This is a genomic window from Paraburkholderia nodosa DSM 21604 (assembly GCF_000519185.1).
GTDB classification, from domain to species: Bacteria; Pseudomonadota; Gammaproteobacteria; order Burkholderiales; family Burkholderiaceae; genus Paraburkholderia; species Paraburkholderia nodosa.
In genome coordinates this window covers 220267-244909 of record NZ_JAFA01000006.1, presented here as the reverse complement: position 1 = coordinate 244909, position 24643 = coordinate 220267, and the positions used below count along the sequence as shown (strand labels likewise).

General features: G+C 66.2%; 22 protein-coding genes. 10 read left to right on the top strand and 12 right to left on the bottom strand.

What is annotated here, in order from left to right; translation table 11 throughout:
- Positions 1-10: 10 nt before the first annotated feature.
- The 5 genes from A3CW_RS0111135 to A3CW_RS0111115 are packed head-to-tail and all read right to left on the bottom strand — an operon-like array spanning position 11 to position 4577.
- On the bottom strand, positions 11-841 hold the full coding sequence (locus tag A3CW_RS0111135) for an SDR family NAD(P)-dependent oxidoreductase (protein WP_028203637.1): 831 nt from the start codon (positions 839-841) through the stop codon (positions 11-13).
- 32 nt (positions 842-873) lie between these two features.
- Complete coding sequence (locus A3CW_RS0111130; protein ID WP_028203636.1) at positions 874-1290, bottom strand: MaoC family dehydratase; 417 nt, start codon at positions 1288-1290, stop codon at positions 874-876.
- Between the two features lie 25 nt (positions 1291-1315).
- Positions 1316-1762 (bottom strand): MaoC family dehydratase N-terminal domain-containing protein, encoded by a 447-nt coding sequence (locus A3CW_RS0111125; RefSeq protein ID WP_028203635.1) that lies wholly within the window; start codon positions 1760-1762, stop codon positions 1316-1318.
- Positions 1763-1776: 14 nt separating this feature from the next.
- A complete protein-coding gene (locus A3CW_RS0111120) occupies positions 1777-2961 on the bottom strand; it encodes a lipid-transfer protein (protein WP_028203634.1) in 1185 nt (394 codons plus the stop codon).
- Positions 2962-3020: 59 nt separating this feature from the next.
- On the bottom strand, positions 3021-4577 hold the full coding sequence (locus tag A3CW_RS0111115) for a long-chain-fatty-acid--CoA ligase (protein WP_028203633.1): 1557 nt from the start codon (positions 4575-4577) through the stop codon (positions 3021-3023).
- Positions 4578-4929: 352 nt separating this feature from the next.
- Here A3CW_RS0111115 and A3CW_RS0111110 point away from each other — a divergent pair, with 352 nt between their 5' ends.
- Both A3CW_RS0111110 and A3CW_RS0111105 read left to right on the top strand, forming a co-directional pair.
- A complete protein-coding gene (locus tag A3CW_RS0111110) occupies positions 4930-7674 on the top strand; it encodes a LuxR C-terminal-related transcriptional regulator (RefSeq protein ID WP_051481381.1) in 2745 nt (914 codons plus the stop codon).
- 16 nt (positions 7675-7690) lie between these two features.
- Positions 7691-8164 carry a PaaI family thioesterase gene (locus A3CW_RS0111105; protein ID WP_051481380.1) on the top strand — a complete coding sequence of 158 codons (474 nt, stop codon included), beginning with the start codon at positions 7691-7693 and terminating at the stop codon, positions 8162-8164.
- An 80-nt stretch (positions 8165-8244) separates the two neighbouring features.
- Here A3CW_RS0111105 and A3CW_RS0111100 read toward each other — a convergent pair whose 3' ends face one another.
- The 5 genes from A3CW_RS0111100 to cyoA form a co-directional block, all read right to left on the bottom strand.
- The gene (locus A3CW_RS0111100) at positions 8245-8442 is read right to left on the bottom strand and encodes a CsbD family protein (RefSeq protein ID WP_028203630.1); all 198 of its coding nucleotides are present in this window, start codon (positions 8440-8442) and stop codon (positions 8245-8247) included.
- A 107-nt stretch (positions 8443-8549) separates the two neighbouring features.
- Positions 8550-8924 (bottom strand): cytochrome o ubiquinol oxidase subunit IV, encoded by a 375-nt coding sequence (gene cyoD / locus A3CW_RS0111095; protein ID WP_028203629.1) that lies wholly within the window; start codon positions 8922-8924, stop codon positions 8550-8552.
- Positions 8921-9529, bottom strand: coding sequence for a cytochrome o ubiquinol oxidase subunit III (gene cyoC / locus A3CW_RS0111090; protein WP_028203628.1), 609 nt, complete (start codon positions 9527-9529; stop codon positions 8921-8923). The genes cyoD and cyoC overlap by 4 nt, the downstream gene beginning before the upstream one ends.
- Positions 9530-9532: 3 nt before the next feature.
- Positions 9533-11542 (bottom strand): cytochrome o ubiquinol oxidase subunit I, encoded by a 2010-nt coding sequence (cyoB, locus tag A3CW_RS0111085; RefSeq protein ID WP_028203627.1) that lies wholly within the window; start codon positions 11540-11542, stop codon positions 9533-9535.
- A gap of 7 nt (positions 11543-11549) precedes the next feature.
- Complete coding sequence (gene cyoA, locus A3CW_RS45940; RefSeq protein WP_081771605.1) at positions 11550-12572, bottom strand: ubiquinol oxidase subunit II; 1023 nt, start codon at positions 12570-12572, stop codon at positions 11550-11552.
- A 172-nt stretch (positions 12573-12744) separates the two neighbouring features.
- Here cyoA and A3CW_RS0111075 point away from each other — a divergent pair, with 172 nt between their 5' ends.
- From A3CW_RS0111075 to A3CW_RS0111065, 3 genes are all read left to right on the top strand, one after another.
- Positions 12745-14139, top strand: a complete 1395-nt coding sequence (locus A3CW_RS0111075; protein WP_028203626.1) for an aminotransferase-like domain-containing protein — start codon at positions 12745-12747, stop codon at positions 14137-14139.
- A 194-nt stretch (positions 14140-14333) separates the two neighbouring features.
- The gene (locus A3CW_RS0111070) at positions 14334-15230 is read left to right on the top strand and encodes a fructose bisphosphate aldolase (RefSeq protein WP_028203625.1); all 897 of its coding nucleotides are present in this window, start codon (positions 14334-14336) and stop codon (positions 15228-15230) included.
- A gap of 148 nt (positions 15231-15378) precedes the next feature.
- The gene (locus tag A3CW_RS0111065; protein WP_028203624.1) at positions 15379-16116 is read left to right on the top strand and encodes a transglycosylase SLT domain-containing protein; all 738 of its coding nucleotides are present in this window, start codon (positions 15379-15381) and stop codon (positions 16114-16116) included.
- Positions 16117-16330: 214 nt separating this feature from the next.
- On the opposite strand, the gene A3CW_RS50120 is transcribed toward A3CW_RS0111065, so the two are convergent.
- Positions 16331-17317, bottom strand: a complete 987-nt coding sequence (locus A3CW_RS50120; RefSeq protein WP_051481379.1) for a ProQ/FINO family protein — start codon at positions 17315-17317, stop codon at positions 16331-16333.
- Between the two features lie 210 nt (positions 17318-17527).
- Between A3CW_RS50120 and A3CW_RS0111055 the strand changes: the two genes are divergently transcribed.
- The gene (locus tag A3CW_RS0111055) at positions 17528-18304 is read left to right on the top strand and encodes an SDR family oxidoreductase (protein WP_028203623.1); all 777 of its coding nucleotides are present in this window, start codon (positions 17528-17530) and stop codon (positions 18302-18304) included.
- A gap of 82 nt (positions 18305-18386) precedes the next feature.
- Here the strand turns inward: A3CW_RS0111055 and A3CW_RS0111050 are convergent, their stop codons facing one another.
- Positions 18387-19475, bottom strand: a complete 1089-nt coding sequence (locus tag A3CW_RS0111050) for an OpgC domain-containing protein (RefSeq protein WP_028203622.1) — start codon at positions 19473-19475, stop codon at positions 18387-18389.
- A gap of 574 nt (positions 19476-20049) precedes the next feature.
- Between A3CW_RS0111050 and A3CW_RS0111045 the strand changes: the two genes are divergently transcribed.
- The 4 genes from A3CW_RS0111045 to A3CW_RS0111030 are packed head-to-tail and all read left to right on the top strand — an operon-like array spanning position 20050 to position 24642.
- The gene (locus A3CW_RS0111045) at positions 20050-22410 is read left to right on the top strand and encodes a bifunctional salicylyl-CoA 5-hydroxylase/oxidoreductase (protein WP_028203621.1); all 2361 of its coding nucleotides are present in this window, start codon (positions 20050-20052) and stop codon (positions 22408-22410) included.
- Between the two features lie 2 nt (positions 22411-22412).
- A complete protein-coding gene (locus A3CW_RS0111040; RefSeq protein WP_035512771.1) occupies positions 22413-23192 on the top strand; it encodes an SDR family NAD(P)-dependent oxidoreductase in 780 nt (259 codons plus the stop codon).
- Positions 23189-23752 (top strand): MarR family winged helix-turn-helix transcriptional regulator, encoded by a 564-nt coding sequence (locus tag A3CW_RS0111035; RefSeq protein WP_028203619.1) that lies wholly within the window; start codon positions 23189-23191, stop codon positions 23750-23752. Before A3CW_RS0111040 ends, A3CW_RS0111035 begins: the two co-directional genes overlap by 4 nt.
- Positions 23753-23787: 35 nt before the next feature.
- Positions 23788-24642 carry an enoyl-CoA hydratase family protein gene (locus A3CW_RS0111030; RefSeq protein WP_035512770.1) on the top strand — a complete coding sequence of 285 codons (855 nt, stop codon included), beginning with the start codon at positions 23788-23790 and terminating at the stop codon, positions 24640-24642.
- Position 24643: the final 1 nt, after the last annotated feature.

Genomic DNA, 24643 nt, shown 5'->3' with positions numbered 1-24643 from the left:
GAGCCACGTATTACGGACGGCCGCCGCCGACCACCAGCACCTGTCCCGTCACGTAGTTCGATTCGGGAATGCACATGAGATACACCGCGCCCGCGGCTTCTTCCGGCGTGCCGCCGCGGCCAATGGGAATCATCGCCTCGATGCTCTTCATGAGCTGCGCGTTGACGCCCACCTTGATTGCCTGGCCCGCGATGTCGATGGTCGAGCTATTGCCCTCGCCCGCCACCGCCTCGGTGAGGCGCGTCTTGATGAGGCCGAACGCCACGCTGTTCACGTTGACCTTGTAGCGGCCCCACTCTTTCGCGAGCGCCTTCGTGAGGCCGTTGATCGCGGCTTTCGCGGCCGAATAGTTCGCCTGGCCCGCGTTGCCCATCACACCTGAAACGGACGAGATGTTCACGACTTTGCGGAACACTTCCTGACCCGCATCGGCTTCGGCCTTGGCGCTTTCGCGGAAGTAGTCGGCGGCGGCGCGCAGGATGCGGAACGGCGCGCTCACGTGCACGTCCATGATGGCGTTCCACTGCTCGTCGCTCATCTTCTGGATCACGTTGTCCCACGTGTAGCCCGCGTTGTTGACGATGATGTCGAGGCGTCCGAATTCCTTGAGCGCCGCGCCGACGAAGCGCGTGCCGAAGTCCGCGTCCGTCACGCTGCCCGTGCACGCCACGGCCTTGCCGCCCGCGGCGACGATCTCGGCCACCACGCTTTGCGCGGGTTCGGCGTCCAGATCGTTCACGACGACAGCCGCGCCTTCGCCCGCGAGCTTCAGTGCAATTTCACGGCCAATGCCGCGGCCCGACCCCGATACGATGGCGACCTTGCCAACCAGCTTGCTCATCTTCTGTCTACTCCGTGTGTGTGATGGATCGTTCAGGCGTCGAGCGCGACGAGCGCTTCGCCTGACAGCTTGATTTCGCCTTGTGCGTCGCGCGTGGTGAGCGCGACTTTGACGGTGCGTGCCGTCTCGTCACGCTCGGTGACGACGCCGCTGCAGGTAATGGCGTCGCCCACCTGCGTAATCGCCGCGAAGCGCACCGAGAACTCGCGGATGGCCTGCTGTGGCACCCAGTTCGTGAGCAGCCGCCCGAGATATGCCATGGACAGCATGCCGTGCGCGAACACGTCGGGCATGCCGGCGCGGCGCGCGAAGTCCAGATCGACGTGAATCGGGTTGTGGTCGCCGGAAGCGCCCGCGTAAAGCGCGAGCGTGAGGCGCGTGAGCGGCGCGGCGACGAACTGCGGCAACGCGCTGCCTACGGCCAGGTCGTTCAAACGAATCGATTGCATGTTGGCTCCTGCTTCTGCTTTTCTATCAACCGTTGCGCACGACGATCACGCTGCGCAGGTCTGCAACGGGCGCGTCGTCTTGTGCGTTCGTCACACGCGTTTCGCGCACGACGAATTCCAGTGCGCCGCCCTTCTTGCCGTAGATGTCCGCGATGCGCGTTTCGAATGCGAGGCGTTCGCCCGCAAACGCCATGCTGTGATAGCGGAAACGCTGTTCGCCGTGCAGCACGCGGGCGATGTCGATATTCAGACGCTCGACGGTCGCGCGCGGATTGGGCGATTCCATTTCGAGGCAGAACAGGAACGTGGGCGGCACGGGCAGCGCGGGATAGCCGGCTTCTCTCGCGGCCTCGTCGTCGAGGTAACGGCGGTCCGTCTGGCCGGTCGCCTTCGCGAAGAAGCGCAGGCGACCCGCCTCGACGAGCGCCGTGTGGCGCGAGATCAGTGCACCGATATGGCTTTTGTCGATCATCGTCGAGCCTCGCGTTACTGGCGCTCGTAGAGCGTGACCACGCACGCGCCGCCGAGTCCGAGGTTGTGCTGGAGGCCGAAGCGCGCGCCGGCGACCTGGCGGTCCTGCGCCGTTCCGCGCAGTTGCCACACGAGTTCGGTGCATTGCGCAAGACCCGTCGCGCCCAGCGGATGGCCTTTCGAAAGCAGGCCGCCCGAGGGGTTCGTGACGACGCGGCCGCCATAGGTGTTGTCGCCGTCGAGAATGAACTTCTCGGCCGTGCCCTCGGGCGTGAGGCCGAGCCCTTCGTAGGTGATCAGTTCGTTCGCCGTGAAGCAGTCGTGCAGTTCGACGACCTGAATGTCTTCGGGGCCGACGCCCGCCTTTTCATACACCTGTAGCGCCGCCGCGCGCGTCATGTCGTAGCCCACTACCTTGCGCATGTCGCCTTCGTCAAACGTGCTGTTGCGGTCCGTCGTCATCGCCTGGGCCTTGATGACCACGCGCGTGTCGAGTCCGTGCTTCTTCGCGAACGCTTCCGAGCACACGATCGCCGCCGCCGCGCCGCAGGTGGGCGGGCAGCACTGCAAGCGCGTGAGCGGATCGAAGACGGCGGGAGAAGCCATCACCTCTTCGAGCGTCACGGTGTTGCGAAACACGGCGAAGGGGTTGCGCGCGGCGTGCTGGCGCGCTTTCACGGAAATACGCCCGAACGTTTCCGGCTTGATGTCGTATTCCTTCATGTAGGCACGGCCGCCACCGCCGAAGAATTGCGCCGCGCGTGGCGCGGTTTCGTCGAAACCCTGCACCTCGAGCATGGTCTTGACGAAGCGCTCCATCGGCGTGGGACGGTCGGTGTACGCGCCCTTGAGCGCGCCGGGCACCATCTGCTCGAAGCCGAGCGCGATCGCGCATTCCACGGCCCCGCTTTCCACGGCCTGGCGCGCGAGGAAGAGCGCGGTGGAGCCGGTCGCGCAATTGTTGTTGACGTTCACGACCGGAATGCCGGTGAGGCCCACGCCGTAGATGGCGGCCTGCCCGGAGGTCGAATCGCCGAACACGTAGCCGACATAAGCCTGCTCGACGAGCGCGTAGTCGATGCGCGCATCGGCGAGCGCCGCCTTCGCGGCATTGGCGCCCATCGTGGCGTAGTCGTCGCTCGCGCCGGGCTTGGTGAACGGAATCATGCCGACGCCGGCTACCACAACCTTGTTGCTCATTTTGGATACCTGATTAAGTGAGATTGCAAGTTAACGATGACGATGCCCACCCCTGCGGATCAGCCCACCTGTCTTGACTGGCTCTGCCAGTACGGCGCGCGCAGATCGCGCTTGAGAATCTTGCCGGCGGCCGAAAGCGGCAGCGCCTCGCGGAACTCGATGCTCTTCGGGCACTTGTAGCCGGCGATGAACTGGCGGCAGTGCTCGCGCAGCGCGGCTTCGTCCACGTCGCTGCCGCTGCGCGCGACCACCACGGCGTGCACGGCTTCGCCCCAGCGCGCATCGGGAACGCCGATCACGGCGCATTGCGCAACGGCGGGATGGCGCGACAGCACGTTCTCGACTTCGGCGGAATAGACGTTCTCGCCGCCCGTCACGATCATGTCCTTCATGCGGTCGACGATGAAGAGGTAGCCGTTTTCGTCCATATAGGCGCCGTCGCCGGTATGCAGCCAGCCGTCGCGCAGCGTCTCGCGCGTTTCTTCGGGCTTGTTCCAGTAGCCGAGCATGACGTTCGCGCCGCGCACGGCGATCTCGCCCACGGTATTGCGCGGCACTTCCACGCCTTCGGCATCGACGATCTTGACGGTCACGCCGTAGCCCGCACGCCCGGCCGAGCGGTAAAGGCCGCTCGCACGCCCTTCGGGGCCGTGATTCGCGGGCGGATTGACCGACACCACCGGCGACGCCTCCGTGAGACCGTAAGCGTGAAAGAATGCGATGCCGGGCAGCGCGGCGAGCGCGGCGTCGAGCACGCCCGCGGCGATCGGCGACGCGCCGTAATAGATGCGCCTGAGCGAAGAAAGATCGCGCCGCTTGAAGTCGGGGTGCTCCAGCACGGCCTGCAGCATGGTCGGCACGAGCAGGACCTCGTCCACGCGGTCGCGCTCGATCGCTTCGAGCACCGCGCGCGGCTCGAACGTGGGCACCACCACGTGCGTGTCGCCGGCCACGAAATGGCCCACGGCGCGCGCCATCGCCGCCGTGTGGAAAAGCGGCGCCGCATGCAGCGAAACGGCGTGCGCGTAGCCGCGGAACTCCGCCATGCGCGAAGTCGCCGAAGACCACAGGTTCAGGTGCGACTGCATCACACCCTTGGGCCGGCCCGTCGTGCCGCCCGTGTACATGATGGTCGCGAGATCGTTGCCGCCGCGAAACACGTCTGCCACCGGCTGCGCTTCGGCGATCAGCGCCTCGTAAGCGAGCATGCCGGACGGTGCCTCGCGCTCGCCGGTGTAGACGAGCGTCGGGCGATGCGCCGCGCTCGCCGCGATGTCCCCGGCGAGCGGCAGGAAGTGGTCGTCCACCAGCAGGATGCGCGTATCGCAGTCGTCGAGCGAATAGACGATCTCGGGCACGCTCCAGCGGATATTCACGGGGTTGAGCACGCCGCCGCCCCACCACACGCCGAGCATGTATTCGAGGTAGCGGTCGGAATTGAGCGCGAGCATGCCCACGCGGTCGCCCGCGCCCATGCCGAGCGACTGGAGCGCGCCGGCTAGCCGCGCCACGCGGTCGCCCAGCTGCGCGAAAGTTCGCGTGCGCTCGCCGAAGCGGATCGCGACTTCCGCCGGGTGTTGCTGCACGCAGCGATGCAGGCCTTGTGTGAGGTACATGGTGTCTCCGGGCTTCCTTGTGTCGTTCCGGCTGCGCCGCTTGATCGTCGGTTGGTCGATCGTGGCGCGGATGCCGTGAAGTCGATGTCACTTTAGGCGCGCGCCGGCCTGCTGTCCTGAGCCGAAGGGAGGATTTTAGGACGCACAGGCGAATCGTTCGAAAGGAGTACGACGCCGGCCAGCCGCTGTGGAACAATAGCCCCACGGTTGCACCAGCAACGTAAAAACAGGGCGCGACCCCTCGCCCCAGCAACAACGACCCGAGTGAGACAGGTCCGCCGCCGCCTGACCCGCGCGGCCCGCGGACCCGAAGGGCGCGCCGCCGCGCGCGCCGCAGAAGGAAACAGCGCCTGTGAACATCGTCGATGCCCACGCCGCAAGCGGCCATCAGAATCCTCCCCGCGGGATCGTCGCGTCGAAGCTGACGCCGCCCGCAGACAGCCCGACACATCTGTTGCGCACGCAACTGATCGAGACAATTGCAGGCGCCCACACGGCGCGGCTCGTGCTGATCCGCGCATCGGCGGGCTTCGGCAAGACCACGCTCCTGCAGCAATACGCCGCGCACTGCCGCGGCCATCGCCGCGAGGTGGCGTGGCTGCGCCTCGACGCCGCCGACAACGACTTCGGGCGCTTCCTGCTGCATCTCGACGCCGCGTTGCCAGGCACACGCACGCCGCGCGCGCTCACGCTCGACCCGGACACGTTCGCGTCGAGCCTGATCGAGCGCGTGGCGGCGCACGGCAAGCCGCTCGCCATCCTGCTCGACGACTTCGAGTCGGTCCAGAGCCCCAGCGTGCTCGCCTTCATGCAGGACCTGATCGCCGCCCTGCCGCCTGGCAACCCGCTCGTGGCCGCCTCGCGCGTGACGCCCGAACTCGGCATCGGGCGCATCCGCGCGCGCGGCGAGCTGCTCGACATCAATCCCGCCGCACTGCGCTTCACGCTCGCGGAGGCGAGCGCGTTCATCCGCGAGAAATGCGCGCTGCCGCTGCGCGACGCCGACATCGCCACGCTGCATCGCTGCACCGAAGGCTGGGCCACGGCCATTTATCTGGCCACGCTCTCGCTGCGCACGCGTACCGACCATGCGGCCTTCGTCGCCTCGTTTTCGGGCACGAACCTCGAACTCGCGGAATATCTCGCCGAGGACATCCTCGCCCGGCAATCCGAAGCATGCCGCTCGTTCCTGCTGGAGACGAGCGCGCTGCCGCAGTTCTGCGCCGCGCTTTGCGACGCCGCCACCGGACGCAACGACAGCCGCGAGATGCTGGACTATCTGGAGCGCGCCAATCTCTTTCTCGTGCCGCTCGACGGCGAGCGCAGCTGGTACCGCTATCACCGGCTGTTCGCGAGCTTCCTGCAGCATCGGCTGCGTGGGGCGCAGCCGGAACGTGAACGCGAGGTGCACGGCGCGGCCGCGCGCTGGTATCTCGACGCGCAACGCCCCGTGCCCGCCATCGACCATCTGCTCGACGCGGGCGACGAAGCCGGCGCGCTAGCCGAAATCGCGAGCCATTCGCGGGCGTTGCTCGGCAGCGGCCGGCTGCGCCTGTTGATGCGCTGGCTCGACCGCATCGGCGCCGCGCGGCTCGCCACGCGGCCCGACGTCGGCCTCACCTATGCATGGGTGCTGCTCCTGAACCACCGCTATGCGGACGCCATGCGCACGACGCAGAGCATTGTCGAGGGCAGCCTCGGGCAGCCCAACCAGGATAGCGTCGCCCTCGTGGCCGAAGCGATTCGCGGCGTGCTGCTCGCGATCACCGATCAGGTCGAGGCATGCGCGCAAACGAGCGCCGCCCTGCTCGACCGGCTGCCCGACCGTGCGAACTTCTCGTTCTACAGCCTCACGAATTCGCTCGCGTTCAGCTACGTCTGCACCGATCGCTACGACGAGGCGCGCGGGGTGCTCTCGCGTGCGTTGCGGCGCACGCATGATCATCCCTATGTCGTGATGCGCACGATGTCGGAAACCATCGAAGGGATCATCGATCTAGTGCAGGGGCGGCTTGGCACGGCGCTGGCGCGGCTCGAAATTTCGGCGGCCAACGCCACGGCGAACCGCACCGTGGACTCGGGCGGCGGCCGCACCAGCGTGGACGGTGTGCGCTCGCTCGCGCTCTACGAGAAAAACGCGCTCGACGAAATGACGCATCTGCTCGCCGACGCGCTGCCGCGCGCCAAGCGCGTGGGCGTGACCGACGGGCTGATCGCCACGCATGTGCTTTCGGCGCGCGCGGCGCTCATCGAGGGCAATGTCGAGCAGTGGTTGCGCCTGCTCGCCGAACTCGAACAGCTGGGCCGGGCAGTCGAATCGGACCGCGCCGTGAGTGCCGCATGGCTCGAACGCACGCGCGTCGCCACGCTCGAAGGCCGCTTCGACGCCGCCGAGCAGGCGCTGCGCGCGGCCACGCTGCACGCGGACTGGGCGCGCCCGGGGGTCTCCTATCATGCGAGCGAGATCGACGAACCGGTGATCGCGCGCTGCCGCCTCGATATCGCGCAAGGACGCTACGCCACGGCGTGCGCGGCGCTGAGCGAAGCCCTCGCGCAGGCGAGCGCGCGGCGGCGCCATTGGCGCGCGCTGAAGTTGCGCGTCTTGCTCGCACTCGCGCTCGACGGCAACGGCGAGCGCACCGCGGCCTTCGACACGCTCACGGAAGCGCTGCGCATGGCGAGCCACGAAGGCTTCGTGCGCGCGTTCCTCGACGAAGGCGAAGCGCTCATGCGCCTGCTGGGCGCGTGGGCCGAGCGTGGCCCCACGCAGATCGGCTCGCTTGGCGTGGTGCCCGCGTTCGTCGCGCAGTTGCTGGACGGCGTGGCGCCCGCCCACGCGCGCATGGCGGACTCAGCGGCGGGCGCCGCCGATCTCTCGCCCTACGCCGCAGACTCTCCCGCCGACGCGCTCACCGCGCGCGAGCTGGACGTGCTGCGCATGCTTTCGGCGGGCCACCGCAACCGCGTGATCGCGGAGAAGCTGTTCGTCTCCGAACTGACGGTCAAGTCGCATCTTCGCAAGATCAACGCCAAGCTCGGCGCGGGCAATCGTACCCAGGCCGTCGCCATCGGCCGCGCGAAAGGGCTGATTCCCTGATTGTGGAACCCGGACAATGAACGATCGCCTACCCGTGAATGACATCCCGCTTAACGTTGCGAACGCCACCGTCGAAAGCGACGGCGACGTCCCGCCGCCCGGCTTCGTGGCGTTGCCGTTCCGCACGGGCTATATGGGCCAGTTCGGCACGCTTTACTTCGACGAAGCCCGCGGCGTGATCGGCACGCGCGTGGGCGAGCGCCATTTGAACAATCTGGATATCGCGCACGGCGGCATGCTGGCCACGCTCGCCGACACGGCCATTGGCGCGGCCATGATACGCGCGGCGGGACGCGAACGCCCGGCGGTCACGGCGCATCTGGGCCTCGATTACCTCGGTTCCGTGCGTCCCGGCGACTGGCTGGAAGCGCACGTGGCGCTCGACAAAATGGGGGCGCGTCTGCGCTTTGCCACCTGCCGCCTGATGGTGGACGAGCGCTGCGTGCTCAAAGCCAACGCGACCTTCGCGGTGCTGAACCCGCCGGCCTGAGCGCCGGGCGCGCCACATGCGGACAGCATGACGCCGCCGCCCCTTTCGAGGCGGCGGCGCTCTGGGTTAGCCATCGTTTATCAGTGATGGCGCTTCACGTCCTTCGCCATATCCTTTGCGGCCTCCTTCATGTCACCCACGTTCTTGCGTGCCTGGCCAGCTTCCTGCTGGAGGTCCCCCTTCACTTCGCGCGCCGGGTTGTCGGTTGCGCGGCCCACGGCCTCATTGACCTTGCCCTTCATCTTTTCAGCCGTGCCCTTCACCTGGTCCTTGTTCATGGTCACACTCCACGTAAAAGCGACGATGTGTCGCGACGCTTCGTATAGCGCATGCACTGTGCCCAAGATGCCCGGCGCGCATGTATTGAGGGACGCAACGTAACGCGTCAGTCGTGCGCCATGGCGCGGTCGATCGAGATCTGCGTGGGCATCATGTTGACGTTCGCGTTGTGCATGACCCACAGCGAAAGCCCGACGATCACCGCGATCAGAAACGCCGTGCAGACAAAAATGGCCGTGTTGGCGCGCTGGCTGCGCGACGCGCCGATATGCAGGAAATACACGAGTTGCACGACGAGTTGCGCGATGCACAGCACGACGATGGCCGCAAGCCCGAAGCCCGGCGAAACGACTCGAAACATCACCACGCCGAACGACGCGAGTGTCAGCACGAGCGAGAGCACCGTGCCGATCATGTAGCCCTTGAAGCTGCCGTGCGACGCATCATGCACGGCGTGATGAATGGCATGGGACTGGCTCACAGGAAACCCCGCAGGTAAACGAACGTAAATACACAGATCCACACGAGATCGAGAAAGTGCCAGAAGAGGCTCAGGCAGGCGAGACGGCGGCGGACCGTGCCGGTCAGACCGAACTTGAAGGTCTGGTGCATCATGATCGCGATCCACAACAGACCCGCCGTGACGTGCAGGCCGTGCGTGCCGACCAGCGTGAAGTACGCCGAAAGGTACGCGCTCGTGCCGGGCCCCGCCCCATCGGCGATGAGCTTGGCGAACTCGTTCACCTCCATCGCGACGAAGCCCGCGCCGAACAGGAACGTGATGGCGAGCCACACGATCACCTGGCCGCGCCGCTGCGCGTAGAGATTCAGCATGGCCATGCCGAACGTGACGCTGCTCGCAAGCAGCAGCAGCGTTTCGCCCAGCACGTAGGGCAGTTCGAATAGTTCCCTCGCGCCCGGACCGCCTGCCGTCGCATTCGCGAGCACGCCGAACGTGGCGAAGAGCGTCGCGAAGATGAGGCAGTCGCTCATCAGGTAGATCCAGAAGCCCAGCGTGGTTTTGGTGCTGTCGTGATCATGACCGTGACCATGACCATGGGCGTGAGTAGTAGCAGCGTGAGCCATGGTTTACGCCATCTCCTCGATGTGCTCGGATTGATCGAAACGCTGGATGCCAAGTTGTCTGAAGCGCGCGTTCTCGATGCGCTCGACCTCGGCGGCCGGAACCCAGTAATCCACGTCCTGGTTGTAGGTGCGCACGATGAACGTGGCGATCATGCCGATGAGGCCCACCGCCGCGAACACCCACATGTGCCACACGATCGCAAAACCGAACAGCAGGCTGAATGCGGCGATGATGAAGCCCGCGCCGGTGTTGCGCGGCATATGGATGTCCTCGTACTTCGCCGGCTGCACGTAGGCGCGGCCCGCTTCCTTGTTGTCCCAGTGCTGTTCCATCGAGGTGATCTCCGGCAGCACGGCGAAGTTGTAGAACGGCGCGGGCGAAGCGGTCGACCACTCGAGGCTGCGGCCATCCCACGGGTCGCCGGTCACGTCGCGGTTGGCTTCGCGATCGCGCAGGCTCACCACGATCTGCACGATGAACGAGAGAATGCCGAGGCCCACGAACACGGCGCCCACGAGCGCCACCACGAGCCACGGATGCCACTCGGCCACCTCATAGTGATTCATGCGGCGCGTCATGCCTTCGAAGCCGAGAATGTAGAGCGGCGTGAACGCGAGCCAGTAGCCGATCAGCCAGCACCAGAACGACACCTTGCCCCAGAACTCGTTGAGCGTGAAGCCAAACACCTTGGGGAACCAGAAGCTCACGCCCGCAAGACAGCCGAACACCACCCCGCCGATGATCACGTTATGGAAGTGCGCGACGAGAAAGAGCGAGTTGTGCAGCACGAAGTCCGCGCCCGGCACGGCCAGCAGCACGCCGGTCATGCCGCCCACGGCGAACGTCACCATGAAGCCGATGGTCCAGAGCGTGGCGCTGTGATAGCGGATGCGGCCGCGATACATCGTGAAGAGCCAGTTGAAGAGCTTCACGCCGGTCGGGATCGAAATGACCGTGGTCATGATGCCGAAGAACGCATTGACGTTCGCGCCCGAGCCCATCGTGAAGAAGTGGTGCAGCCACACGAAGAACGAGAGAATGCCGATCGACGCCGTGGCATAGACCATCGACTTGTAGCCGAACAGCGGCTTGCCCGAGAACGTCGCAATGATTTCCGAATACGCGCCGAAGGCTGGCAGGATGAGGATGTACACCTCCGGGTGACCCCAGACCCAGATCAGGTTGATGTACATCATCGCGTTGCCGCCCAACTCGTTCGTGAAGAAGTGCATGTCGAAGTAGCGGTCCATCGTGAGCATCGCGAGCGTGGCGGTGAGCACCGGGAACACCGCCACGATCAGGATGTTGGTGATGAACGCCGTCCACACGAACACCGGCATCTGCATCATCTTCATGCCCGGCGCGCGCATGCGCAGGATCGTGACGATGAAGTTGATGCCCGAGAGCGTGGTGCCGAGGCCCGATAGCTGCAGCGACCATATGTAGTAATCCATACCGACTGTCGGGCTGTAGCCAAGCTCCGAAAGCGGCGGATACGCCACCCAGCCCGTGGCCGCGAAATCGCCGACGAACATGGACACCATCACGAGCACCCCGCCCACCACCGAAAGCCAGAAGGAGAGCGAGTTGACGAACGGATAGGCCACGTCGCGCGCGCCGATCTGCAGCGGCACGACTACGTTCATCAAACCGAGAATGAGCGGCGTGGCCACGAAGAAGATCATGATGACGCCGTGCGCCGTGAAGATCTGGTCGTAGTGATGCGGCGGCAGATAGCCCGCGGCGTCGCCATACGCGAGCGCCTGTTGCGCGCGCATCATGATCGCGTCGGCGAAGCCGCGCAGCAGCATGATGACGGCGAAAATGATGTACATGACACCGATGCGCTTGTGATCGACCGACGTGATCCACTCGCGCCACAAATAGCCCCACTTGCCCGCGATCGTGATCGCGGCGAGCAAGGCGAGGCCGCCGAGCGCCACGACGGCGCCCGTGCCCATGATGATCGGCTCGTGCCAGGGAACGGCATCGAGCGTGAGTTTTCCGAACATGATGTGATTACTCCGCTGCCAGGATGGCACTACGGTTGAGCGTGAGCGCCGGGGCGCCTGTGCCAGGGACTGTGCTTGGGACCGTGGGGACCGTGCCGCAAATCGGGTTGCCGTGCACGTCGCGCATGTATTTGCCGACCACGCCGTCGAACAGGCCCGGCGCGACGTTCGAATAGAGCATCACCGGGGTCTTTTCGCCGGGCAACGCGAGCTGTTCGTAGGCCGCGCGGCTCAGCATCGTGGGCGACGCCTTCGCCTGCGCGATCCAGGCGTCGAAGTCGGCGCGGCTCTTGGCCAGCGTTTCGAAATGCATGTCGGAGAAGCCCGGGCCGCTGAACGCCGCCGAGCGGCCCGCATAGATGCCGGGCTCGTTCGCGATGAGGTGCAGCTTCGTCTGCATCGCAGGCATCGCATACACCTGGCTGCCCAGTTGCGGGATGAAGAACGAGTTCATCAGCGACTCGGCGGTGAGGTTGAACTCAACGGGCGTATCCACGGGAATCGCGAGCTGGTTCACGGAGGCCACGCCGTAATCCGGGTAAATGAAGAGCCACTTCCAGTTGAGCGCGACCACGTCCACGCGCACGGGCTTCGTTTGCGATTCGATCGGGCGATACGGGTCGAGCGAGTGCGTCGTGCGCCAGATCAGCACAGCGAGCGTAAGCACGATCACGCAGGGAATCGTCCACACCACCACTTCGATGGCCGTGGAATGCGACCAGCGCGGCGCGTAAGTCGCGTTCGTGTTGGAAGCGCGGTAGCGCCACGCGAACCACAGCGTGAGCACGATCACGGGAATCACGACGAGCAGCATCAGGCCGAGCGCGATCAGGATCAGGTTCTTTTCCTGCACGCCGATGTCGCCCTTCGGGGCGAACAGCGCCATGTTGCAGCCGCTGAGCAGCACGAGCGGTGCGCCCGCCGCGACGAGAGCGGCGCGGCGCAGAAAGCGGGTAATCAGGGGTGGACGGGACGAAGAAGGCGGGCCGGCCGTAGCGGCCCGCCCCGAGCGAGGGTCTGGATTGCGCATGTCTGGTTCCATGGTTGACGTTCGCGCAAACCCATCCATACGTGCTCACTCTGCTGCCGCACGAGCGGCCTCGGAGGGCCGCCGCAGAAGCCATACATAGCCTATATGTATGGATTTACGCGCTTCATGCACGCATGCTAGAGTAAGACATGACGCATACATCCGCGACAGAATGACACACGACCAACCTGCCGAAAGCGCCGGCGAGATCAATGCATGGGCCACGGCGATGCAGTCCGGCAACGGCCCGCGCTACCTGCGGCTCGCCGATTTCATCGAGGGCGCGGTGGCGCAAGGCAGACTGCGCCCCGGCGAGCGCGTGCCCGCGCAGCGCAGTCTCGCCACCCTGCTTGCGGTCGATCTGACCACCGTCACGCGCGGTTTCAACGAAGCCCGGCGGCGCGGGCTGATCGAGGCGCGCGGGCCGCTGGGCACCTTCATCGCCGCACCGCGCGCCGAGCTGCTCCAGCGCGTCGACCTCAGCATGAACATCCCGCCTGCGCCCGCCGGCCTCGACATGAATGCGCTGCTGCGTGAAGGCATGGCGCGCGTGCTGGTGCGCAGCGACGCCGATCTGCTCATGACCTACCACATGGGCGGCGGCGGCCGCGCCGACTGGCAGGCGGGCGCGAAGTGGCTGCAGCCCATGCTCGGCCACGTCGCGCCCAATCGCGTGGTGGTCTGTCCCGGCGCACAGGCGGCGCTTGCCGCGCTCATCCTCGCCTTTACGCAGCCGGGCGAGGTCATCCTCGCCGAGCCGCTGCTCTATCCGGGCCTGCCGCACGCGGCGGCGCAACTGGGCCGCCGTATCCTCCCCGTTGCCGTCGATGCCCACGGCATGCGCCCTGACGCGCTCGAAGCGGCTTGTCGCGAGCACGCGGCGCGGCTCATCTACGTGAACCCCACGTTGCAGAACCCGACGACGGCGACCATGCCGGAGACGCGCCGCCTGGAAATCCTGAGGGTGGCGCAGCGCTGCGGCGCGCGGATCGTCGAAGACGATCCTTACTGGCGTTTCGCGCCCGATGCGCCCGCGCCGTTTGCCCGGCTCGCGCCCGCTCAGGTCTGCTATCTCGCGACGCTTTCCAAGACGCTCTCGCCCGGCCTGCGCACGGCTTATCTCGCGCTGCCAGACGAAGAGGCACGCACACGCCTCGTGACCGCGCTGCGTACGTTCTCGCTGATGGCCGCGCCGCTCACCAACGCGCTCGCCACGCACTGGATCGAGGAAGGCGTGGCCGAGCAGATCTTCGCGGACGTGAAGGCCGAAGCGCGCGAGCGCCAGCGCATCGCGGCGCACACGCTAGGATCGTCGGCGGGCGCGGGCATTCATCTCTGGTACACGCTGCCGCGCTACTGGCAGGCGCGCGAACTGGCCGCGGCCGCGAGCACCGAGGGCCTCGCCGTGGCGCCCTCCACGGCGTTCCAGCAAGGCCCGGAAACCGCGAATGCGATCCGCATTTCTCTCGGCGCGACAGGCGGGCGCGAACCGTTGCAGGCGGCGCTGCGCAAGCTCTCGGCGCTGCTCGCGAACGACCGCAGCGCGCAGGCGCAAGTCATCGTGTGACGTCACGTGCCGCTCCCCCCTGGCACCGCAATTGCTACGGTTTATCGTTTCCCTTCTTCAGCGCGGCTGCGCGGCCATGCCCACATAATGGCAAAGACGCGGCGCAGCGGCGCAAGTACACTCGTCGCAGCAGGCGGCGACCGGATTCGAGTAACCGCGCCCGCAAGGGCGCCCCAAATACGGGAGATACGACGATGGCAAACGAGCAAATGCTTGCGCAGATGCGCGACAAACCGGGCTTCATCGCCGCGCTGGACCAGAGCGGCGGTTCGACGCCTGGCGCGCTGCGGCAGTACGGCATCGCCGAAAGCGCGTATAGCGGCGACGCCGAAATGTTCCGCCTCATCCACGAAATGCGGGTGCGCATCGTCAGCGCCCCCGCGTTCACGGGCGAGAAGGTGATCGGCGCGATCCTCTTCGAGGCGACCATGGATGGCCAGGCGCAAGGCAAGCCGGTGCCCGACTTCCTCTGGAACGAGCGCGGCGTCGTGCCGTTCCTCAAGGTCGACAAGGGGCTGGAGGCCGAGTCCGACGGCGTGCGCCTCATGAAGCCGATTCCGGGCCTCGACGCCCTGCTCGAACGCGCAGTGAAGGCCGGCATTTTCGGCACCAAGATGCGCTCCGTGATCGAGCACGCCTCGCCTTCGGGCATCGCTGCGATCGCCGCGCAGCAGTTCGCATTTGGTGCGCAGATATCCGCGCACGGACTCGTGCCGATTCTCGAGCCCGAAGTCTCGATCAAGGCACCCGACAAGGCCAAGGCCGAGAAGCTGTTACGCGACGAACTGCTCAAGGGGCTCGCCGCGCTGCCCGCCTCGCAGAACGTGATGATCAAGCTCACGATTCCCGATACGCCCGACTTCTATCTGCCGCTCATCGAACATCCGCGCGTGGTGCGCGTGGTGGCGCTCTCCGGCGGCTATTCGCGCACCGACGCGTGTGCGCGTCTCGCCAAAAACCATCGCATGATTGCCAGCTTTTCGCGCGCGCTCATCAACGACCTCACGAAGTCGATGAGCGACGCCGAGTTCGACGCCGCGCTCGCCGCGAGCATCGACGAAATCTGGAAGGCCTCGGTGCAGAAGGACTGAAGCCGGCCTGAACGCTGCCTGAAGCCGCGCCGGGCGCGACGCCCGCCGCCGACACCGGTCAGGGATGTGAAAACGGGATGACACGCAGCCGGCCTCATTAATCGGGGCCGGTTATACTTGCGCCTTCTTTTTCTCCTATGCACCGGCCATGAGGCAGTTACTCTGCCTGCTCGTCCTGTTGCCGGGCCTCGTGCAAACCGCGGCCGCGCAGGCGCAGCAGCAGGCGCCCGCTAGCGACATCGTCAGCGCATCGACTGCGAGCGAGGTTGCTCCCGCAAGTTCCAGCGCAATGTCCGTCGCGGTTTCAAAATACCTCACGCAAAAGTTCGGTATCGCGAAAGAGAAAGCCGCGCAAATCTCACAAGCCGTCACGGGCGCCGCCGAGAAATATTCGCTGCCGCCTGCGGTGCTGCTCGCCATCATCTCGATCGAGTCGCGCTTTCGCGAGAAGGCGCACGGCGCGAATGGCGCGACCGGACTCATGCAGGTGGTGCCGTCGGCGCATCGCAATCTCCTGCACAACAAGGATCTCACCAACCCCGAGGTCAACATCGACGTGGGCTCGTCGATCCTCTATGGCTACCAGCGCGCGGCCGGCGGCGACCTCAACGCAGCAATGAAGAACTATGGCGGCTCGAAGGCCTATGCGGAAAAGATCCGCACGCGCGCCGTGGAGTTCAGCCGGGTGCTCGACACCGCTAGCGCGCCTGCCGCGAGCGATGCGCCGGCGAGCGTCGGACTGGCGGCTTCGGCGGCTTCCGCCTTTGCGGCTGCGGCGGCAACCGCCGCGATCGGCGCATCCGCGCCTGCCGCCGCCCCCTCCGCGACGTCGGCGGCCTCCGCACAGGCTGCCGTGCAAAACGCCGCTTCGGCCAACGCGCGCTAACACCGCTTCCTGCTTCGTTTAGCCTGCCTTGTGCGGAATCGGCGCACATGCGATGCGCGCCGAAATCACCCCGAGATCACGATACGAAGGCCGACGTGTGTGCCGAACGTTGCGCACGCATCGATCGGCAGCGCCTCGCCGGACGTGCGAACGCCCCTCGCACGGCGGTGCCGCGAGAGGGGCGTTTCGAAGGCGGAACTTCCGGTGTGCCGGCTCAGGCGCCGCTTGCGGGCGTCTCGCCGTTTTCCGTTTGCTGGACCGCGGCTTCCGGCGCGTTGGACGGGGCTTGCGGCTCTGCGCTCTGGGCTTCGGGCTGGGGCGTGGATTCGGTCTTCGCCTCGGACCGGGCTTCGGGCTGGGCCTTCGCCTCGGCCTTGGCGTCGGGCTGGGCCTTGGCCTCGGGCTGGGCGTTGCCCTCTTCGCGCGCCTTGGCTTGCGCCTCGGCCTTGGCCTTCTGACGCGCAAGCGCCGCATTCGCTCGGCCGACGTGCGACGGATCGATGCCCGGGCCCTCCGAGGCCGCGCCGTCGAGCTCGTAGCGCGAGCCGCCCGCGGCCACACGCTCGTGATAGCGCGGATGGTTCACATGGCGCTTGAGCACGGCGACGATCATCGTGCGCTCGTACTCGGGGTGACGCGCGACGAGGTCCTCGGCGACGCCGATCTTGAGCGGCAAACGGTCGCGGAACGCCGGGTAGTGCTTCGCGAACACGTTCCAGACCGTGTTGAGCTGGCGGTTGCGCTCCATGCGCGCCTTTTCAGCCTCGCTCAGATTCGCGGCGGGCGGCTGCTGGGGCCGGGCCGGACGGCGGCGCTGCTGCTGCGCGGAACGCTCGCCCGCCTCAGGCCCGCGGGCCGGCTTCGGCTGCTGCGGCCGGCGCGGCTGCTGCGCGCGCTGCCCCTGCTCGCCTTGATTCTGCTCCTGCGCTCGCGCGCCCTGAGGCCGGCCGTGGCGCGAGCGCGCACGCTCGTCCTTGCCGCCGGCCGCGCCAGCGGCCGCCGAACCCTCTCTCGGCGCACGCGGGCCCTTTTGGGCTTGCGAGCCGCCATGGCCCTTCGCGCCCTTGTGAGCGGGCTTGCCTTGCGATTTTTGCGCCTGTTCTTCGGCTGGCTGGCCTGAGCCGCCCCCCATGCTCTTCTTGATCTCAAGAAGACCATCCTTGAAGCTCAGGGTACGGCGTTGTTGCGATGCGGCTTTCACGTCCAGATCTCTTCCATATGGAACCGGACGCTATGATACCGAAAACACGGCCGACCCAACCGGGCAATCGCTTGCCGCGGCCGGTTTTGAGTCCGCTGTCGCGCGCCGCGCCACACCGCGAATCCACGCGGCGCGCGGCAAAATCCCTCGAATATCAAGCGTGAACACCTTGCGTGCGCAAGGATCGCATCCTTTTTTCATCACGACACCATGACGATTTCGACATCCGCCCCCCGTTTCACCATGCGCGCCATCGTGACCGGCCATACGCGCGGATTGGGCGCGGCGCTCGCGCAATCGCTGCTGCAACGGGACTTCGAGGTGCTCGGCCTCGGCCGCGGCACGCATGCGGAACTGGCTTCCCGCCATCCGGAACGGTTCGCCGAGGCGGTCGTGGACCTCGCCGATCCCGCCGCGCTCGAGCGCTGGCTGGCGGGCGACACGCTCAATGCATTCGCGCACGGCGCGCAGTGCGTGCTGCTCTTCAACAACGCGGGCGCCGTCGAGCCCATTGCGCCGCTCGGCGCGCAGGACCCGCTCGCCATTGCGCGCGCCGTGACGCTCAACGTGGCGGCGCCGTTGATGCTCGCGAATGCGCTCGCCGCCACGCCCGCGCCCGGCGCGAGCGCGTCGCGACGCATCGTGCATATTTCGAGCGGCGCCGCGCGCAACGCGTATGCGGGCTGGAGCGTGTATTGCGCGACCAAGGCCGCGCTCGACCATCATGCGCGTGCCGTCGCCCTCGACGCGCCAGCCGGCGTGCGCATTTGCAGCATCGCACCGGGCGTGATCGACACCGGCATGCAGGAGGCGATCCGCGCGACCGCCGTCGACCAGTTCCCGATGCGCGAGCGCTTCGAACAGCTCAAGCAGAACGGTTTGCTGTCCACGCCCGAAGCGGCCGCGCGGCAATTGATCGACTATGCATTGAGCGAGGCATTCGGATCGGTGCCCGCCACCGACGTGCGCGAACTCGGCAAGGCGTGAGCGCGCTGCGCGGTGAATGCACCTTGAATGCGGCCACGGAGGCTCCCGCAAACCCTCACCTTTGAATCGTCGCCGTCGCGCTTCACGTGAGCGCGACGCGCGGCCGTACCGCCTTCAGGCGCCGCACGCCACCCGCGAGCATGAGCAATGCGCCGACCGCGAGCACATCGCCCGCGAGCCGTGCGGGCAAGGAAGCCGTGACGTGCGTTGCACGCAGCAGCGTGTCGATGAGGTTCGAAGCCACCGCGCCCCCCACGAAACAGACGAGGCCCTGCTGCCCCACGGTGACGACGGCCGGCAGCCGTTGCGCAAGCCATGCTATCCAGCCCTTGCGCACCGCCTGCGCGGCGAGCCACGCCACGGCGGCGAAGTTCACGATTCGCACGCTCGCGAGATTCTGTTTCATGTAGCCAGGCTGAGGGTCCAGATCGGCGAACAGCTGGATGAACGCGAACGTGGCAACGAGCACCAGCGCAAACGCCGTCAAGGCGCGGCCCGTCCACGAGACCTGGAACCCGCGCGACACCGGATAGATGCGGCACAGCAGCCCCAGCATGAACATGGCCTGCCAGGCAAACGGGTTGAACGGCCAGATAGCGCCGGGCGCGGTAGGCAAATAACCCACGAGCCAGCACCCGCCGAACCACAGCACGAAGCTGCCCACGAGCACGAGATCGGGCGAGCGGCGCGCAAGCGGCATCACGAATGGCAAGACCATCACGAGCATGATGTACATGGGCAGCACGCCGGCCAGATAGGGCTGGTCGCGAAACACTGCGATATTCGCGAGCATCGTGAACGGCTGCGCGGCGAAGCGCAGATAACCCGACTCCGTCACCAGCGGCGAATCCACCCGCAGCATCACCGCGGCGGCGCCCGATAGCAGCATGAGCGCAGCGGTGCACAGGTAGGCGGCGTAGATCTCGCGCCCGCGACGCCAGAAGCGCCGGTTGGCCGCGCCCTCGCCCTTTCTCCCGGCAATGGCGAGCCAACTCGCCGCGCATACATAGCCGCTCACGAACACGAAAATTTCCGCAGAGTCGCAGAACGCGAAGTTGTGCAGCATCGCATGCGAAAGCACGCTGGAAGGAATGTGATCGAGCGCGATGGAAATCAATGCGAAACCGCGGAAAAAGTCGATTTCGATCGATCGCTTCGCTGTCTGACTCATTGGTGACGACTCCCGTTCGTGTCGAAGATTACGATTGAAGGGGCGCGCGACTTCGGTTCGATGAAGCTGTCAGCTTTATGAGTCTTTTTGTAAGGATGCCTGATCGATTCGTCGCCGCACGCACAACGCATGAAAGGGTTCCGTAAAAGGCTGCGCCAGAGCACCGCCTCACCATGCGACTTTAATGCCAGCTCGACACGAAATGCGGCTGCGTAACCTATGGTAAGCATTTCACCCGCTTCGCGCTTCCACGCGGTGGCGCACGCACGCCCGGACGGTGCGCGCCATGCACGCCGAGTCAGCGCCCGCCCTTTTCTGGTGCCACATCCTGCGGCGTCACGTCTGCGCCATCGCGACATTTCGGCCGCCGCGCCTCGTGGAAAGGCGTGCGAAAGCCTGCATGTTCCCTTTGCTTGCGTCATGGCAAGTTGACGCCGCGCCGCGCCGAGGGTTCCGGAAATATTCCGAAGATTCGCCGCCGCGCCCAGGGTCATCCCGCCCCCATCTGCGAATTACTTGACACCTAAAGTAATTGGACCTACATTGAGCTTGCAGATTGAACGAAGGAGCGAGCATGCGCATTGTTTGCATGGGTGGCGGGCCCGCAGGCCTCTATTTCGGCCTTTTGATGAAGCGCCGTCACCCCGACTACGAAATCACCGTAATCGAACGGAACCGCCCGTACGACACGTTCGGCTGGGGCGTGGTGTTCTCGGACCAGACGCTGGGCAACCTGCGCGCGGCCGACCCCGAAAGCGCGGACGAAATTCTCGACGCCTTCAATCATTGGGACGACATCGAGATTCACTTTCGCGGCAGCGCGATCCGCTCGTCGGGCCATGGCTTTTGCGGCATTGGCCGCAAGCGGCTGCTCAACATCCTGCAGGCGCGCTGCGAAGCGCTCGGCGTGAAGCTCGTGTTCGAATCGCAGATCACCGACGACGACGTCGCCCACGCGGACCTCATCATCGCGAGCGACGGCCTGAACAGCGCCACACGCCAGAAGTACGCCGCCACCTATCAGCCCGAAATCGATTTGCGCAATTGCCGCTTCGTGTGGCTCGGCACGTCGAAACTCTTCGACGCGTTCACGTTCGCGTTCGAAGAAACCGAATGGGGCTGGTTCCAGGCGCACGCCTACCGCTTCGACGACAACACGTCGACGTTCATCGTCGAAACGCCCGATCACGTGTGGCGCGCAGCCGGCCTCGACACCATGAGCAAGGAAGACAGCATCGCGTTCTGCGAGAAGCTGTTCGCGCGCTATCTCGACGGCCACGCGCTGCGCTCGAATGCGTCGCATCTGCGCGGCTCGTCGCAGTGGATCCGCTTTCCGCGCGTGGTCAATCGCGAATGGGTGCACTGGAAAACCGCGGCCGACGGCAAAGAAACGCCTGTCGTGCTCATGGGCGACGCGGCGCACACCGCGCACTTCTCGATCGGTTCGGGCACGAAGCTCGCGCTCGAAGACTCGATCGAACTCGCCAACAGCATGGAAGCTCACCCCGGCGATCTGCGCGCGGCGCTCACGCACTACACGAACGTGCGCAGCGTAGATGTCCTGCGTATTCAGAACGCCGCGCGCAATTCCACGGAGTGGTTCGAGCACGTGGACCGCTACGCGAAGTTCGACCCGGAGCAGTTCGCCTATTCGCTGCTCACACGCTCGCAGCGCATCTCGCACGAAAATCTGCGCGAGCGCGACGCGCGTTATCTGTCCGGCTTCGAAACGTGGCTCGCACAGCGCGCGGGTGGCGAGGCGCGTGCCGTGCCGCCCATGTTCACGCCTTATACGATGCGTGGCGTGACGTTGAAAAATCGCGTGGTCGTCTCGCCGATGGCGCAGTACTCCGCCCATGACGGCGTAGCCGGCGACTATCACCTCATGCATCTGGGCGCGCGCGCCATGGGCGGCGCCGCGCTCGTGATGACAGAGATGACCTGCGTCTCGCCCGAGGCCCGCATCACGCCCGCCTGCCCCGGCATGTATGCGCCCGAACATTTGCAGGCGTGGAAGCGCATCGTCGATTTCGTGCACGCGAACTCGGACGCGAAAATCGGCATGCAGCTCGGCCATTCCGGCGCCAAGGGCTCGACGCGCGTGGCGTGGGAGGGCATCGACCAGCCGCTCGACGACGGCAACTGGCCGCTCGTCTCCGCTTCGCCGCAGCAATATCTGCGCGGCGTGAGCCAGTGGTCGCACGAAGCTAGCGCCCAGGAATTGCGCGACATCGAGGCGCAATTCGTGCAAGCCACGCAAATGGCGAACGAAGCGGGCTTCGACTGGCTCGAATTGCACTGCGCGCACGGCTATCTGCTTTCCAGTTTCCTCTCGCCGCTCACGAACCAGCGCACGGACGAGTACGGCGGATCGCTCGAAAACCGTCTGCGTTATCCGCTCGAGGTTTTCAAGGCGATTCGCGCTGTCTGGCCGGAAAACAAACCGATTTCGGTGCGCGTCTCGGCACACGACTGGGTGGAAGGCGGCAACACGCCCGACGACGCCATCGAAATCGCGCGCGCGTTCAAGGCGGCAGGCGCGGACATGATCGACGTTTCGTCGGGCCAGGTCAGCAAGGACGAACAGCCCGTCTTCGGCCGCATGTTCCAGACCCCCTTCGCCGACCGCATCCGCAACGAAGCCGGCATCGCGACGATCGCCGTCGGGGCGATTTCCGAAGCGGATCACGTGAACGGCATCATCGCGGCCGGGCGCGCCGACCTGTGCGCCGTGGCGCGGCCGCACCTGGCCAACCCCGCGTGGACGCTCACCGAAGCCGCGCGCATCGGCTATCTCGACATCAAGTGGCCGAACCAGTACATGGCGGCCAAAACGCAACTCGAACGCAACATCGAGCGCGAACGCGCCGCAGCCGCCGCCGCGGCCGGCCTGTCGCCGATCGAGCGTGCGCAACGCGCCGAAGGAACCGTGTGAGCATGAACCAGGCAATCCTGAACGATCGTCATGCAGTCGTGACCGGCGGCGGCAGCGGCATCGGCGCGGCGACCGCCGCCGCACTCCTGCATGCCGGCGCGCGCGTCACGCTGATGGGCCGCGACGCCGCGCGGCTCGACGCCCAGCGTGCCGCGCTCGGCGGCGGCGAGAACGTGGCTTGCGTGAGCGTCGATATCACCGACGAAGACGCCGTGAACGCCGCGTTCGCGCGTGCGGCCGAAACGCTGGGCGCCGTCGATATCCTCGTGAACAACGCGGGCCAGGCTCAGGCCGCGCCATTCACGCAAACCGACCTCGCGCTGTGGAAGCGCATGCTCGACGTAAATCTCACCGGCGCGTTTCTGTGCACGCGTGCGGTGCTGCCCGGCATGCTCGCGCGTCAGGCCGGACGCATCGTCAATGTCGCGAGCACGGCGGGCCAGGTCGGCTACCCGTATGTCGCCGCCTACTGCGCCTCAAAACATGGCGTGATCGGCATGACACGCGCGCTCGCGCTCGAAGTGGCCACGCAAGGCGTGACCGTGAACGCCGTTTGCCCCGGCTACACGGAAACGGAACTGCTGCAGGCGTCGCTCGAACAGATCACGCGCAAGACCTCGCGCAGCGAAGCCGAGGCGCGCGGCATCCTCGTGCGCCACAACCCGCAGCAGCGTTTCGTCACGCCGGAAGAAGTCGCCAACGCGGTGCTGTGGCTGTGCGCGCCTGGATCGTCTGCGATCACGGGCCAGTCGATATCCGTTTCCGGTGGAGAAATCACATGACATCGCCCGCATCCACGCGCAAGAACGCCACCGCGAAGGCCGCAACGAAAGCGCCGCGCAAGGGCGTCGAAAAGCCGGCCGGGAATGTCGTCGACATGGAAATGAGCACGGGCGCCGACAGCCACATGGGCCTGCGCCTGTGGCTGCGCCTGCTCACCACCACGAACCTCGTGCAAGCCGAGCTGCGCCGCCGCCTGCGCGTCGAGTTCGATACGACGCTGCCGCGCTTCGACCTGATGGCACAGCTCGAGCGCCACCCCGAAGGTCTGCGCATGACGGAACTCTCGCGCCGCCTGATGGTGACGGGCGGCAACGTCACGGGCATTACCGATCAGCTCGAAAAGGAAGGCCTCGTCGTGCGCGACGTCGCCCCCGACGACCGGCGCGCCTTCGTGGTGCGCCTCACGCCCGAGGGCCGCGCCCTCTTCGACCGCATGGCGGCCGCGCACGAGCAATGGGTGGTGGAACTGTTCGGCGGCCTCTCGCTCGACGAGAAGTCGAAGATGCACGAGCGGCTCGGCAAGCTCAAGCAACATCTGCGCAACGGGCTCGAAAGCTGAACACACTGCAATTGCAAAGATCCGGGAGACCTATCTTGACGACACGTTCCAGCGCCGAAGCGCTCCTCGCGGGCAACCGCATCACGCTTGCCGGTTATGAGGCGCAACACTTCGGCTGGTCGGTTCAAGGCCGCGTGGCAACCATCACGCTCAACCGCCCCGAGCGCAAGAATCCGCTCACGTTCGAATCGTATGCAGAACTACGCGATCTGTTTCGCCAGCTCGCCTATGCGACGGACGTGAAGGCCATCGTGCTGCATGGCGCGGGCGAAAACTTCTGCTCGGGCGGCGACGTGCACGACATCATCGCACCGCTCATCGATCTGCCGATGCCCGAACTGCTGATGTTCACGCGCATGACCGGCGACCTCGTGAAAGCCATGCGCCACTGCCCGCAGCCGATCATCGCCGCCGTGGACGGCATCTGCGCCGGCGCCGGCGCGATTCTCGCCATGGCCTCCGACATGCGCTACGCCACGGCACGCAGCAAGCTCGCGTTCCTCTTCACGCGCGTGGGGCTCGCGGGCTGCGACATGGGCGCGTGCGCGATCCTGCCACGCATCATCGGCCAGGGCCGCGCGGCCGAGCTGCTTTACACGGGCCGCTCCGCAAGCGGGGAAGAAGGCCACGCCTGGGGCTTCTACAACCGCATCTGCGAGCCCGAAACGCTGCTCGCCGATGCGCAGAAGCTCGCCGCCGATCTCGCGTCCGGCCCGACCTTTGCGCACGGCATCACCAAGACGATGCTGCATCAGGAATGGACCATGAGCATCGACGAGGCGATCGAGTCCGAAGCGCAGGCGCAGGCGATCTGCATGGCCACGCGCGATTTCGGCCGCGCCTATGAGGCGTTCGCGGCCAAAACGCGGCCGGTTTTCGAAGGGGACTGAA

Excerpts from the sequence above, each read along its gene's own strand:
- A3CW_RS0111135 (WP_028203637.1), bottom strand. The coding sequence starts at position 841 with ATGAGCAAGCTGGTTGGCAAGGTCGCCATCGTATCGGGGTCGGGCCGC.
- A3CW_RS0111130 (WP_028203636.1), bottom strand. The coding sequence starts at position 1,290 with ATGCAATCGATTCGTTTGAACGACCTGGCCGTAGGCAGCGCGTTGCCG.
- A3CW_RS0111125 (WP_028203635.1), bottom strand. The coding sequence starts at position 1,762 with ATGATCGACAAAAGCCATATCGGTGCACTGATCTCGCGCCACACGGCG.
- A3CW_RS0111120 (WP_028203634.1), bottom strand. The coding sequence starts at position 2,961 with ATGAGCAACAAGGTTGTGGTAGCCGGCGTCGGCATGATTCCGTTCACC.
- A3CW_RS0111115 (WP_028203633.1), bottom strand. The coding sequence starts at position 4,577 with ATGTACCTCACACAAGGCCTGCATCGCTGCGTGCAGCAACACCCGGCG.
- A3CW_RS0111105 (WP_051481380.1), top strand. The coding sequence starts at position 7,691 with ATGAACGATCGCCTACCCGTGAATGACATCCCGCTTAACGTTGCGAAC.
- A3CW_RS0111100 (WP_028203630.1), bottom strand. The coding sequence starts at position 8,442 with ATGAACAAGGACCAGGTGAAGGGCACGGCTGAAAAGATGAAGGGCAAG.
- cyoC (WP_028203628.1), bottom strand. The coding sequence starts at position 9,529 with ATGGCTCACGCTGCTACTACTCACGCCCATGGTCATGGTCACGGTCAT.
- cyoB (WP_028203627.1), bottom strand. The coding sequence starts at position 11,542 with ATGTTCGGAAAACTCACGCTCGATGCCGTTCCCTGGCACGAGCCGATC.
- cyoA (WP_081771605.1), bottom strand. The coding sequence starts at position 12,572 with ATGCGCAATCCAGACCCTCGCTCGGGGCGGGCCGCTACGGCCGGCCCG.
- A3CW_RS0111075 (WP_028203626.1), top strand. The coding sequence starts at position 12,745 with ATGACACACGACCAACCTGCCGAAAGCGCCGGCGAGATCAATGCATGG.
- A3CW_RS0111070 (WP_028203625.1), top strand. The coding sequence starts at position 14,334 with ATGGCAAACGAGCAAATGCTTGCGCAGATGCGCGACAAACCGGGCTTC.
- A3CW_RS0111065 (WP_028203624.1), top strand. The coding sequence starts at position 15,379 with ATGAGGCAGTTACTCTGCCTGCTCGTCCTGTTGCCGGGCCTCGTGCAA.
- A3CW_RS0111055 (WP_028203623.1), top strand. The coding sequence starts at position 17,528 with ATGACGATTTCGACATCCGCCCCCCGTTTCACCATGCGCGCCATCGTG.
- A3CW_RS0111050 (WP_028203622.1), bottom strand. The coding sequence starts at position 19,475 with ATGAGTCAGACAGCGAAGCGATCGATCGAAATCGACTTTTTCCGCGGT.
- A3CW_RS0111045 (WP_028203621.1), top strand. The coding sequence starts at position 20,050 with ATGCGCATTGTTTGCATGGGTGGCGGGCCCGCAGGCCTCTATTTCGGC.
- A3CW_RS0111040 (WP_035512771.1), top strand. The coding sequence starts at position 22,413 with ATGAACCAGGCAATCCTGAACGATCGTCATGCAGTCGTGACCGGCGGC.
- A3CW_RS0111035 (WP_028203619.1), top strand. The coding sequence starts at position 23,189 with ATGACATCGCCCGCATCCACGCGCAAGAACGCCACCGCGAAGGCCGCA.